Source organism: Paenibacillus sp. 2KB_22, from assembly GCF_052115745.1.
Taxonomy (GTDB): Bacteria; Bacillota; Bacilli; order Paenibacillales; family Paenibacillaceae; genus Paenibacillus.
Genome location: NZ_JBFRHG010000001.1, coordinates 618,876 through 632,056, shown reverse-complemented (window position 1 = coordinate 632,056; position 13,181 = coordinate 618,876). Strand labels below are relative to the sequence as shown.

10 protein-coding genes are annotated in these 13,181 nt (G+C 47.0%); all 10 read left to right on the top strand.

Annotated elements, in window-relative coordinates; all coding sequences use genetic code 11:
- The first annotated feature begins 9 nt into the window (after window positions 1–9).
- The 10 genes from AB4111_RS02640 to AB4111_RS02595 all read left to right on the top strand — a co-directional run bounded on the left by AB4111_RS02640 (window position 10) and on the right by AB4111_RS02595 (window position 13,173).
- Window positions 10–771 (top strand): YheC/YheD family protein, encoded by a 762-nt coding sequence (locus AB4111_RS02640; RefSeq protein WP_442030246.1) that lies wholly within the window; start codon window positions 10–12, stop codon window positions 769–771.
- A gap of 149 nt (window positions 772–920) precedes the next feature.
- Complete coding sequence (locus AB4111_RS02635) at window positions 921–2,093, top strand: GntR family transcriptional regulator (protein ID WP_442031560.1); 1,173 nt, start codon at window positions 921–923, stop codon at window positions 2,091–2,093.
- Between the two features lie 223 nt (window positions 2,094–2,316).
- Window positions 2,317–3,618 carry a glycoside hydrolase family 125 protein gene (locus AB4111_RS02630; protein WP_442030244.1) on the top strand — a complete coding sequence of 434 codons (1,302 nt, stop codon included), beginning with the start codon at window positions 2,317–2,319 and terminating at the stop codon, window positions 3,616–3,618.
- A 96-nt stretch (window positions 3,619–3,714) separates the two neighbouring features.
- The gene (locus tag AB4111_RS02625) at window positions 3,715–5,094 is read left to right on the top strand and encodes an extracellular solute-binding protein (RefSeq protein ID WP_442030242.1); all 1,380 of its coding nucleotides are present in this window, start codon (window positions 3,715–3,717) and stop codon (window positions 5,092–5,094) included.
- Between the two features lie 67 nt (window positions 5,095–5,161).
- A complete protein-coding gene (locus AB4111_RS02620; protein WP_442030240.1) occupies window positions 5,162–6,028 on the top strand; it encodes a carbohydrate ABC transporter permease in 867 nt (288 codons plus the stop codon).
- A gap of 22 nt (window positions 6,029–6,050) precedes the next feature.
- Window positions 6,051–6,875: a carbohydrate ABC transporter permease gene (locus AB4111_RS02615; RefSeq protein WP_076211825.1), complete on the top strand. Its 825-nt coding sequence runs from the start codon at window positions 6,051–6,053 to the stop codon at window positions 6,873–6,875.
- A gap of 18 nt (window positions 6,876–6,893) precedes the next feature.
- Window positions 6,894–9,695: an alpha-mannosidase gene (locus tag AB4111_RS02610; RefSeq protein ID WP_442030237.1), complete on the top strand. Its 2,802-nt coding sequence runs from the start codon at window positions 6,894–6,896 to the stop codon at window positions 9,693–9,695.
- A 415-nt stretch (window positions 9,696–10,110) separates the two neighbouring features.
- Window positions 10,111–11,115: a Gfo/Idh/MocA family protein gene (locus AB4111_RS02605; protein WP_442030235.1), complete on the top strand. Its 1,005-nt coding sequence runs from the start codon at window positions 10,111–10,113 to the stop codon at window positions 11,113–11,115.
- A gap of 24 nt (window positions 11,116–11,139) precedes the next feature.
- A complete protein-coding gene (locus tag AB4111_RS02600) occupies window positions 11,140–12,063 on the top strand; it encodes an AraC family transcriptional regulator (protein ID WP_442030233.1) in 924 nt (307 codons plus the stop codon).
- Window positions 12,064–12,075: 12 nt separating this feature from the next.
- Window positions 12,076–13,173, top strand: a complete 1,098-nt coding sequence (locus tag AB4111_RS02595) for a Gfo/Idh/MocA family protein (RefSeq protein WP_442030231.1) — start codon at window positions 12,076–12,078, stop codon at window positions 13,171–13,173.
- Window positions 13,174–13,181 lie beyond the last annotated feature (8 nt).

Sequence of the window (13,181 nt, the reverse complement as noted above, 5' to 3'; positions counted from 1 at the left end):
GAGTAAACTGTGGGAGTTGATGCATTACAACGATCCCAACCGCTACGAAGTAAATGGCTCAAAACCAAAATGTTGCTGAATAACTCGGCGATCAAACCATTTATCCCCGATACACAGCGATATAGCCAATCCAACCTGAAGTCCATGCTGGGGAAATATAGAATGGTATATATCAAGCCTGAGATAGGCACCTTTGGAATGGGAGTCATTAAAGCTGAGATGGACAATCATCATTTTGCCTACCAGATCCATCAAAAGCGTTTAACGTTCAACAGCTTCGAGTCGTTCCATCGAAGTCTGACCCATCTGGTTAAGCATAAGAGCTATCTCATTCAGCGAGGTATTCATCTTTTGCAACATCACAACAGACGCTTTGATATACGGGTAATGGTCCAGTTGAATCCCGGGCAGAAATGGGAAGCGACGGGGGTCATCGGAAGACTGGGTCATCCGAAGAAAATCGTGACCAACTACCATAGTGGTGCCAAGCCAATGAGCATTCACACGTTGCTGAAATCCCATGCTTCTGAGAAACGGATTAATGAATTGATCCAGGAGATGAACTGCTTGGGCATTGACATAGCTCGACACATGAGTAAAAAGTATACGCGTTTGAAGAGCATTGGGGTCGATATCGGGCTTGATCGAAGTCTGACTCCATGGATTATTGAGGTGAATGCGAAGCCAGATCCCTATATATTCAATCAGTTAAAGGACAAGACGATGTATCGCAAGGTGATTCGATATTATCGTCAGTCCACCAACAAATGAAGTGAAGAATTATAACCGTCCTGGTTCATAACCAGAACGGTTATTTACATAGAAAGCCAGACAAGCTATCTCTGTCTCCTTTCTTCACAATAATGATATAACATGATATATTAGGATGTAGAACATGAGAAGTATGGGTATTTATGGAGGTGTTTGTATTGGGGAAAGACTCGGCATCCAAGCCGATGTATGAACAGATCTTTGAATCCTTGCGCGAACGGATACAGCTTCATCAATATCAAGTGGGTGAACGTGTTCCTTCGGAGAAGGAATTATGTGATGAATTCGGAGTTAGCCGGATTACGACGAAAAAAGCGCTTGAAATGTTGGCGAGTGAACAGTTGATTGTTCGTCAGCCGGGACGGGGTTCTTTTGTAGCCGATACGGCAGAGGGGTTACAGGAAAGACCTAACAGACCTGCTCCGCATGGTGCGGTTAAAGATCCGGAGAAGAAGCTGCTCATTGGTCTGGTCATTACCAACTTCAGTGACATGTATGGTACAGAACTGTTATATGGCATGGAAGAAGCTTCACGAGAGCATGATTGTTTTCTCGTACTTAGACGATCCTTCGGGATTCCCGAGCAGGAGGAACGCAGCATTCAGGAACTGCTGGAACTGGGTGTGGACGGATTGATCATTTTCCCGGCACAGGGTGAATATTTCAGCGATGAGATTCTTAAACTGGTCGTTAACAAATTCCCGTTTGTCTTGATTGACCGGTATTTGAAAGGCATTCCAGCTTCTTCGGTAAGTACGGATAACGTAGGCGCGGCGAGAGAAGGGATGAATTATCTGTTCAACCTTGGTCATCGACACATCGCTTTTCTGACACAGCCTCCGGCGAACACCACACCGATTGAAGAACGAATTGAAGGGATTATTGAGGCACATCATGATCAAGGTGTACTGGTGAATAGGGAATTGTGGTTAGAATCTTTTCTTTCGACATTGCCTAGTGTGTTCGATCCTCAAGTCGAGGTCCGCGATGTGGAGACACTGGTGGAACATTTACAGAAATACCCGCAGATTACTGCACTTTTTGCTGCGGAGTACCATATTGCTTTACTTGCAGAACAGGCAGCTGATCAGCTTGGTCTGAGGATTCCGGAAGATTTGTCCATCATTTGTTTTGACAGTCCGAACGCTGCCGAAGGAAGCCGTGTGACCCATATGCGACAGAGCCAGTTTGATATGGGGAAACAGGCATTCGAGATGGTGCTTCAAAGTATGCAGAACAACGAAATGGCAGTGAACAGAGTTGTTTTGCCTGCCCGCTTGGTGAAGGGGAAATCAACGAGTACGCTGATACAAAAAGGTTAATTTTAGCTGCTATATAATTATTGGGTTCAGACAGGGACTTCGTGGAAACGAGGTCTCTTTTTGGTGTGGATTAATAAAGGAGCATCACTTTGATTGGTATATTATTTAGTGATGTGAAAAGAGAATAACATGCTAATATACAAATAAATATATTGACATAACATTATATTCGTTTTAGGATGATGAAAGCGGTTAACAAACTGGATTACATAAGGAGGACAACATGCTGACACCCAGAGATGATCAAGACATTTCCCCCTCGATATACGACATGATTGATCGGGTTAACAAACGTATGCCGGATTATCCGGAACTTAACCAAATGTTCAAAAACTGTTTTACCAATACGATGGCGACCACAATTCAGCGCAAAGAAGATGGAACCACTTTTGTGATTACGGGAGATATCCCTGCCATGTGGTTACGTGATTCTGCTGCTCAGGTCAGACCTTATCTGGTTCTCGCTTCAGAGGATGAAGATATCGCCGATATGATCGCTGGACTGGTTGAGCGTCAACTGAATTATATTCTTCTGGACCCTTATGCAAACGCTTTTAATGAGACGGAGAGTGGGAAAGGACATCAGGAAGATCTGACGCAGATGAATGATTGGATCTGGGAACGGAAGTATGAGATTGACTCTCTGGCTTATCCGATTCAGCTCAGTTATCTCTTGTGGAAGAACACGGGCAGAACAACACAATTCAATGACACGTTCCGCAAAGCAGCCCAGATTATCATGCAGTTATGGCAAGTGGAACAGCATCATGAGACGAAATCACCCTACACGTTCCAACGTCTGGATGCTCCCCAAACCGATACACTCAGCCGAGAGGGACGAGGTACTGAAACAGCCTACACAGGCATGACCTGGTCGGGATTCCGTCCCAGCGACGATCGCTGTGAATATGGTTATCTGATTCCATCCAATATGTTCGCCGTTGTGGCGCTTCGATATCTACAGGAAATTGCTGAAACCGTATTCAAGGATGAAGTGCTGGTAGCGAATGCTAAAGAGTTGGAGGAACAGATTAACAAAGGTATTCAGGATTATGGCACCGTTGAACATCCGGAATATGGAACCATATATGCATACGAAACCGACGGGAAAGGCAATCACAATCTGATGGATGATGCCAATGTGCCGAGCCTGCTGTCTTTACCTTATCTCGGATACGTGGATGAGAACGACGAGGTGTATCAAAATACGCGCCGTTTCATTCTATCCTCGCATAACCCGTATTTTTATGAGGGTACAGCAGCTGCTGGAATCGGAAGTCCGCATACACCGGAAGGATACATCTGGCATATCGCTTTATCGATGCAGGGGCTAACTACAGAGGATCGCCACGAAAAACTGCGATTGCTCCAGCTCATCCAACAAACGGATGCGGGCACCGGATTGACCCATGAAGGCTTTTCGGCTAACAATCCACATGAATATACACGTCCATGGTTTTCATGGTCCAACATGCTCTTTAGTGAACTGATGATGGATTATTGCGGATTCCGCGTAGAGAAATAGGATTGCGTACAGAAATAGATAGGAAAGCAAGAGAGAACCTGCGAGTACATCATAACGTTCGGAGTTCGTTGAATTTCGACAAGAGGAGAGCGAACCATGAGAAAAATATCATTGAAAATGCCGGTAGCAGCAGTTATGACATCCTTGCTCATTCTAACGACAGCCTGTTCAGGCGGAAGTTCCAGTACAGGCACAACCAGTGATGGCAAGAAGCAAGTAACCGTATCGTTCCGTTCTTCAGGATCTGAAGATACACTTACGAAGTTTTTCCAATCAGGATTGGTGGATCAGTTCGAGAAAGAAAATCCGGATATCAAAATCAACATTGCGCCTGTATTGGCAAGTGAGGGTGATTATACATCCAAAATGGTTTTGCAGATGAAATCCCCGGATACGGCACCTGATGTCATTGCCGAAGATACATCCATCATCAAATCCGATGCTGCTGCGGGATATCTGGAGCCACTGGATACACAGGTTCAGGGATGGCCCGATTGGGAAGAACACATCATCGACAATCTGAAGGCAGGGGTTACTGGAGAAGATGGCAAAGTGTACGGCGTTCCGGCTACCTCGGATACACGCGGAATCTGGTATAACAAGGAACTGTTTCAACAGGCAGGTCTGGAAGTTCCGTTCAAACCTGCAAGCTGGGCAGAAGTACTCGAAGCAGCACGTACCATCAAGCAAAAACTGCCGGGTGTGACACCGCTTAATATGATCGTGGGCAAAGCAAACGGTGAAGGTGTCACCATGCAAACGCTGGAAATGCTGCTCTATGGTACGGCGGATACGCTGTATAACGACACTAGCAAGAAATGGGTAGTGAACAGCCCGGGTCTTCTGGATTCCTTCAAATTCATAGATCAAGTGTTTAACACGGATAAAACAGGTCCGACCATGCAGGTTGCCTTGAATGGACAAGCTGGCAGTATCGCATTCCAGCAACAGTTCCCGCAAGACAAACTGGCGATGGCAGTAGATGGCAGCTGGGCAGGTTCGACATGGGCCGAGAACGGTGCTGCTCCAATTGCAAACGTCGAAGAGAAAATAGGCTTTGCACCATTCCCGACACAAAATGGGGAAGCACCTGGTGCAACGACGATGTCTGGAGGATGGGCCTGGTCTGTTCCTGCACAAGCGAAGAACAAGGAAGAAGCTTGGAAATTTATCGAGTTTCTGATGAATAAGGAAAATGCGACTGCACGCGTAATAGCGGAAGGCAGCCTCAGTCCACGTAATGATTCCACAGAAGTTGAAGGGTATACGGATCGTCCATATACCAAAGAAGCACAGGAACTCCTGAATGTGGCCCACTTCCGTCCAGCGAACGATCAATATGCAGCGGTATCCGCACAATTGCAAAGCATTGTTGAGAGTATTGCCTCTGGCAAGCTGACGCCGGAAGAGGGAGTTACACAATTGAAGGACAACGTATCCCGTTCCCTTGGCGCGGACAGCATCGAAGAGAAATAAGGATATCGATATATTCGGAGGGGGAGGCACAATCTCCCCTTTTTCCGGTTCGAATGGAGAGTGACTTATGAAAAGGAAAGCACCAGGCTCATTTCTGTTTCTAATGCCTTCCGTACTGTTATTACTCGTGTTTTTCATTGTTCCCATCATTCTGACGATCTGCTTTGCCTTTACGAATATGGCTCTGACCGGGGCGGCAGCCAAGAGTTTGGAGTTTGTCGGATTTCAGAATTTCATTAATATGTTCCATGATCCGGACTTCCGCATTAGTGTCTGGCGTACGCTGGTCTTTCTCATCTTCTCCGCAGTGATTGGTCAGGTATTGCTTGGGTTCATTCTGGCTCTTCTCATGAAAGAAAAAAATGTGACGTTCCGCCGGGTCATTGGCATCATCGTCATTGCCGGTTGGGTGACACCCGAGATTGTTGTGGCATTCTGTATGGTTGCCTTCTTCAGTGACAATGGTTCATTGAATCAGATTCTCGGTTGGTTTGGGGCAAGTCCAATCTCCTGGTTGTTCAGTTTCCCTATGGTGAGTGTCATTATCGCGAATATCTGGCACGGCACAGCCTTCTCGATGATGGTCTATCAGTCGGCACTGGATGATATCCCGAAGGAAGTTGAAGAAGCTGCGATTATTGACAGTGCCACCGGGTTCCAGATTGTCAGACACATTACGATTCCAATGGTAAAAGGATCCATCGTGACCAACATGATGCTAGTCACTCTACAGACACTTGGCGTATTCACGCTGATCTATACGATGACCGGTGGTGGCCCGGGTACTTCGACACAAACCTTGCCGATCTTCATGTACAACCAGGCTTTTGTGAACTATCAGTTTGGATACGGCACAGCCATATCGCTGGTTCTGTTGTTCATCGGTATTATCGCCAGCCTGTTCTACATGAGAACCATGAAAGTGAAAGTGTAACCATGAAGGAGGTTCGATCCCTATGGTCAAACATGGGCTTCAACGCAAAATCCAGTACGGGATTCTAGTTTTTCTGGGGCTCTGCTTTTTATTGCCGCTGCTCTGGATCATTCTGGCTTCATTTGACCCGAACGCACAGCAGGGCATCAAAATGCCAAGTACCTGGACCATTCAAAATTTCAAGGATGTACTCGGGGATTCGAGCAATCTTCGTTCATTTGGTGTCGGCCTGATTCTGTCAGGAGGGCAAGCGATATTGGTTGTGTTGGTATCGGTTCTTGCCGCGTATCCTTTATCCCGTTATGAAATGAGATTCAAAAAAAGCTTCCTGTTATCCATTCTGTTCATGACAGCTCTTCCGATTACGGCCGTGATGGTTCCGGTATTTCAAATGTTTCTGTTCTTCAAAATGCAAAATAGCATCATTGCCACAATGCTGTTCCTGACCGCATCTTCACTTCCTTACGGTATTTGGATGATGAAAAACTTCATGGATTCGGTGCCCATTGATCTGGAAGAATCGGCATGGATTGACGGAGCGTCCGTCTGGAATGGCTTGAGACGAATCGTAGCGCCATTGATGCTGCCGGGTATTGCAACGATAGCGATATTTACCTTTTCGGGAAGTTGGGGCAACTTCTTCGTGCCATACATCCTGCTCCAGACACCGGAGAAACTTCCGGCATCGGTCACGATCTATCAATTCTTCGGCAGCCACGGCATGGTTGAATACGGCAGATTGGCTGCATTTTCACTACTTTATACGATGCCTTCGGTTGTGCTGTATATCTTCTCCCAGCGCTACATGTCCAAGGGCTTCAGCATGGGCGGGGCAACCAAAGGTTAATGACAGGAGGTACGCAACATGACAATCAAAAAGACGGCACATCTCATCTCGCATACCCATTGGGACCGCGAATGGTATATGCCTTATGAACATCATCATGTTCTGCTTATTGAGCTGATGGATAAACTGCTGGATACGCTCGATCAGGACCCGGAATATCGCTATTTCCATCTGGATGGGCAGACGATTATTCGTGAAGATTATTTGCAGGTTCGACCTGAACAACAGGAGAGGCTCGACCGTTATATTCGTGAAGGACGCATTCATTTTGGCCCATGGTATGTGTTACAGGATGAGTTTCTAACCAGCAGTGAGGCCAACTTGCGTAATCTGCTCATCGGGCATCGTGATGCTCGACCTTTGGGCGTGATATCCAAGACGGGATATTTTCCAGACTCGTTCGGAAATATGGGACAGGCACCGCAAATTCTGCAACAAGCCGACATTCATAACGCGATCTTCGGGCGCGGGGTAAAGCCTACCGGATTCAATAATGCTGTGGTAGATGCGGATAGTTACGAATCTCCCTATTCTGAGATGATCTGGCGTTCGCCAGATGGTTCGGAAGTGCTCGGCATTTTGTTCGCGAATTGGTACTGTAACGGGATGGAAGTTCCGGTTGATCCAGAGAAAGCCCAAGTATATTGGGATAAAAATCTGGAAGATGCCGAGAAGTTCGCCTCGACCCCGCATCTGTTGTTCATGAATGGTTGTGATCACCAGCCGATCCAGACGGATCTGCCCGAGGCTTTACGCACGGCGGCTGCGTTGTATCCTGATGTGGAATTTATTCACTCCAATTTTGACGATTACATTGAGGCGGTTACGAAAGATGTCCCTGAGCATCTGGCGACCATCGAAGGCGAACTTCGCAGTCAGCACACGGATGGTTGGGGAACACTGGTGAATACGGCATCCGCCCGGGTGTATCTGAAACAGTTGAATCAGCAGGGGCAGACGTTGCTTGAAAAGGTAGCCGAACCACTGGCCGCCATGGCCCACATAGCCGGGATAAAAGATTATCCGCACCATCTGTTGACACATGCATGGAAGATGCTGATGCAGAATCATCCGCATGATAGCATCTGCGGATGCAGTGTGGATGAGGTTCACCGTGAGATGGTGACCCGCTTCGCCAAGAGCAGACAGCTTGCAGAGAAATTAGTTTCCCAGAGCGCGCAGGCGATTGCTGAATCCATTCATGTGCAACCTGCTGAGGCTTGGGGAGAGGAAGCGGTGCTGTTCACTGTGTTCAACACGAGTGGGTGGAATCGAAATGGAATCATGGAGATGGACCTGATTGTGGACAAAGCCTTTTTCCCGGAAGGGCCTAATCCTCAGGCACTTGCGCAGAAGGTGGAGAAAGATGCACTGCCAGCGTATCAGCTGATCGATTCGGATGGACGCAAGTATTCAGCAGAAATCAAGGATCTGGGTTCCCATTTCGGTTATGAACTTCCGAAGGATCGCTTCCGACAGCCTTATATGGCTCGTAAAGTAAGAGTGACTTTCCAGGCGTTGGATGTACCTTCGCTGGGTTATAACACGTATGCTCTCATTCCAGTTCAGAAGCAAACAGAGATTCCTGAGATTGCTGAAGTGCCCGCTACGAGCGAACACATTCAGGTTCAGGGAATGATGATGGAAAACGGTCATTTGCGGGTGACGATTGAAGAGAATGGTACGGCAACAATTGAAGATAAGGTCTCCGGTGCAGTATACAGGGGACTGAATTCATATGAGAACACTGGTGATATCGGCAATGAATACGTCTATCGTCAGCCTGACGGAGAGACGACTCTGACCTCTGAACATCTGAAGGCAGACCTGCGGATCGTGGAGCAATCTCCGTATCGTGCAGTCATGGAGAGTGTATTACACTGGGATATTCCTGCTGGAGCAGATGAACTGTTCGAACAGGAGAAGCGCCAAATGGTTCCTTTTACAGAACGGAAGGCGCAGCGGGTGAAGAACACTGTTCCGTTGGTGATTAAGACAACGTATACGCTAGAAGCAGGCAGTAATATGGTCAAAGTAAAATCTGAATTTAACAATCAGGCCAAGGATCATCGGTTGCGCGCACTCTTTCCATCGGGACTGGTGACAGAGGATCATTATGCAGATTCCATCTTTGAGGTTGCCAAACGTTCGAACACACCGGCCAAGGAATGGGTGAATCCGAGTAATGCGCAGCATCAGCAAGCGTTTGTACATGTGACCGATGGTGATCATGGCTTGATGATTGCAAACAAAGGGCTGAATGAATACGAGATTTTACAGCATGAAGAAGGTAGTACGATTGCGGTTACGCTGCTGCGCGCCTCTTCGGAACTGGGAGATTGGGGTGTGTTTGAAACACCGGAAGCCCAATGTCTGGGACCTCAGAGTGTGGAATATGCGATTATTCCATTTGCAGGTGATGCGGCACAGTCAGGTGCATGTGCATCCGCATACGTGTATCCGATTCCGTGGACAACTGTGCAGCTAGGGGCATTAGCACGCACGTTTGAGCAAGAGGGTCATGCTGGAGCTGATGGGCAACAGGTGGAACTACCTCTGTCGAAGCAATGGTTAGCGTGGAATGCACAAAGTTCGTCTCTAGCCTTCTCCACATTGAAGATCGCAGAGGAAACCGGAGACGTGATCGCTCGCTGGTATAATTTGAATTCCGAAGCTGGTGAATTGAACGTTCAGCCTGGATTCGAATGTGCCTCCGTATATGAGAGCGATGTGCTGGAACGGGTCAAGGATACGTTGGAGGGGGACAGCCAGACGGTATCCGGCTTCAAGATTGTTACACAAGGGTATGCGTTACGTTGAGTTGACGTTTGAACATTATTATCTTAGGAACCTCCTGTTCACTGTGCGTGGACAGGAGGTTTTTGTCATGTGCTCCTGCACCAAAGCGTTATGATGAATCAATATCTAATGATATTTATGTCGTGATCTTATACATTTATTGTCGTGAGTTTCTATTAAAAATACATGAAGTCTGTGATAACTTATAGATAAATGTCAGAATATTATATAAGATGAATGTAACATTTACACGAAAACGAAGAGTGCAGAACCAATCTGTAGAAGCGGAGCGTTCACCTTTATCCCCGGATTTTCTCCATTAGGAAAAGATTCAAAAAATACGGGGATAACAGTGATCGGAAGATGGTACTGCAATCGGAGTGGCTCAGTGTAAATTTTACAGGTTCAGCTTATATCCTTTGGAGGTAAAACAACAGTGACCATTCGAATTGGGAAAATTAGCTTGTGGCATGTTCACGCATGGGATTACATCAAGCAGGCACAGGAACATGAAGATACAGTCATCGCAGCCGTGTGGGATGAAGATGCCAAGCGGGGACAGGAAGCGGCTGAACGTTTAAACGTACCATTCTATGCTTCACTCGAAGATATGCTGGCTAAGGATGACATCGATGCCGTTATTGTAGATGCGCCAACCCGCATCCATGAAGAAGTGATCACCGCTGCTGCAAAAGCAGGGAAACACATCTTCACGGAGAAAGTTATTGCAGCGACACAAGCGGAATCCAACAGAATCCTTCATGAGGTAAAGGCAAACAAAGTCAAGATGACAGTCTCCTTACCACGTCTGAATGCAGGGTATACGCTCACGATTCAGGATGTACTTAACCAGGGATTGCTTGGCAAAGTGACTTACGTCAGAGCGCGTTTATCGCATGATGGAGCGATTTCGAACTGGTTACCTGAACACTTCTATGTTCTGAAGGATTGTCAGGGCGGTGCACTGATTGATCTGGGCTGCCATCCAATGTATCTGGCCAAACTGTTTCTGGGTCAGGAAGTAACAGCGGTTAATGCGAACTTCGGATACATTACAGGCAAAGAAGTGGAAGATAATGCAGTTGCAACCTTGTTTACGGATTCCGGAGCAGTTGGCGTTGTTGAAGCTGGTTTTGTGAACAGCCATTCTCCATTTACGATTGAGGTTCATGGTACGGAAGGTACACTTCTGTACGGGACACCTGATGAAAAGCTGTTGATTCGTACAAAAGCAGCACAGGGACAGTATGAAGAGTGGACTGAACTTCCTTTGGCAGACAAAAGAGAAAGCGCATTCAATCAGTGGGTCGCACATATACAAAATGATACGGATGCAATTGAAAACGTGCAGATCGCTATGGAGCTAACCCGGTTGATGGAAGCTGCGAATCTCTCTGCCAAGGAAGAGCGCAGAATCGCTCTGAGTGAGTTGAAGCGTTAGGTTTTATTAAGGAGGTGTGCAATCTTGAGCCTGTATCCTTATGAGAAAATGCTTGAACGGCAGGATCTCCTGGAGAGACTGGATATTGCAATGGTGTGGGGACATTATGAGATTCGCGTGATGCGATTTCATCTGACTTCTTTTCCAGCAGGCCGAGTTGTGGATTTCCATAATCATGCGGAGTTTGAGTTTCATTTTATCCCGAGAGGAAAAGGCAAAGTTATTCTTGATGATCAGACACATGCACTTTCGGAAGGTATGCTGTATTTGACTGGTCCGGGTGTCGTACATTATCAGGAGGCGGACGCCAAAGAGGATATGGATGAACTATGTCTTCATGTGGATATCATTCACAAGCCAAGAGAGCATGTCGATCCTTGGGAAGCCGCTGAATCCGAGGAGACGATTGAAAAGCTGAGAACGCTTCCGCATACTCCGGTGAATGATTATCATCGCGCGATGCAGTGTTTCTTGGAAGCCTATGAGGCATGTGATCAGAAATTGTTAGGTTATTATACGTCAATCAAGCAACTGGTCATTAGCATATTACTCAAAACCGTGCGAGCATACGACACCGGTGGGAATCGACCGGAAGCCCCTGTTCGGGACATGTCGGCGTATCGTTATGAGTATGCCGTTCAGTATATGGAGGCGAATCATCCAACAGTAGTCACGCTGGAGCATGTCGCTGAGAAACTTCATATCAGCAGCAGACAATTGCAGAGAATCTTCTATCAAGTACAGCCTGAGATGCCATTCAGCCGCGTACTGGAGGATATTCGTCTGCGCGCCGTGTGCCGTAATCTGGAGGAAAGTAACGTATCCATCGAACAGATCGCTCTCGCTTCAGGCTTCAATAATGCCAACTATTTGCATGCTGTATTTCGCAAACGTCTGGGGATGACCCCGTCGGCTTTTCGTAAAATGAAACAACCAATACTTAAGTGAGGGTGAATATATATGAGTAAAGTATATCGTATCGGAATTATCGGCTGTGGTGGAATCGCGAATGGTAAACATCTGCCAAGTCTGAGTAAACTGGATAATGTTGAACTGGTGGCTTTCTGCGATATTGTTCAGGAACGTGCAGATGAAGCCAAGCAGAAATATGGCTCTACTGATGCTGAAGTCTACACCGATTATCAGGAATTGCTCAAAGATGAGTCTCTGGATATTGTGCATGTGCTTACGCCGAATATTTCTCATGCCGAGATTTCCATTGCTGCCCTGGAAGCAGGCAAGCATGTTATGTGTGAGAAGCCCATGGCGAAGACCTCTGCCGAAGCACAACTCATGCTTGAAGCGGCAGAGCGTACCGGCAAGAAACTGACGATTGGATACAACAACCGTTTCAGAGAAGACAGTCAATATTTGAAGAAGGTGTGCGAAGCGGGTGATCTGGGGAATATCTATTTTGCCAAAGCACATGCCATTAGACGTAGAGCAGTACCAACCTGGGGTGTTTTCCTGGATGAGGAGAAACAAGGCGGCGGTCCGCTGATTGATATTGGTACCCACGCACTTGATCTGACGCTATGGATGATGGATAACTATCAACCAAAGGTTGTTCTCGGCACGACCTATAATGAGCTCTCGCAACGTGAAAATGCGGCCAACGCCTGGGGCCCGTGGGACCCGAAACAATTCTCCGTAGAAGACTCGGCCTTCGGCATGATTGTGATGGAGAATGGAGCAACAATCATGCTGGAATCCAGCTGGGCGCTCAACTCACTGGACGTGGATGAAGCCAAATGTAGCTTGAGTGGCAGCGAAGCAGGTGCGGATATGAAGAACGGACTGCGCATCAATGGCGAGAAATTCAGCCGTCTATACACCAACGAGATTGAACTGAGTGCAGGCGGGGTAGCATTCTACGATGGTAAGAGCGAGAGCGCACCGGATGTGGAGATGAGAAAGTGGATTGAAGCGATTGAGAACGATCAGGAGCCAGTCGTTACACCAAAACAAGCGCTGGTTGTATCTCAGATCCTGGAAGCACTCTATGAATCTGCTCGCACAGGTAAGGCTGTATACTTGAATAACGCTAGCGAAGCATAGAACAGAAG

Excerpts from the sequence above, each read along its gene's own strand:
- AB4111_RS02630 (WP_442030244.1), top strand. The coding sequence starts at position 2,317 with ATGCTGACACCCAGAGATGATCAAGACATTTCCCCCTCGATATACGAC.
- AB4111_RS02625 (WP_442030242.1), top strand. The coding sequence starts at position 3,715 with ATGAGAAAAATATCATTGAAAATGCCGGTAGCAGCAGTTATGACATCC.
- AB4111_RS02620 (WP_442030240.1), top strand. The coding sequence starts at position 5,162 with ATGAAAAGGAAAGCACCAGGCTCATTTCTGTTTCTAATGCCTTCCGTA.
- AB4111_RS02615 (WP_076211825.1), top strand. The coding sequence starts at position 6,051 with ATGGTCAAACATGGGCTTCAACGCAAAATCCAGTACGGGATTCTAGTT.
- AB4111_RS02610 (WP_442030237.1), top strand. The coding sequence starts at position 6,894 with ATGACAATCAAAAAGACGGCACATCTCATCTCGCATACCCATTGGGAC.
- AB4111_RS02595 (WP_442030231.1), top strand. The coding sequence starts at position 12,076 with ATGAGTAAAGTATATCGTATCGGAATTATCGGCTGTGGTGGAATCGCG.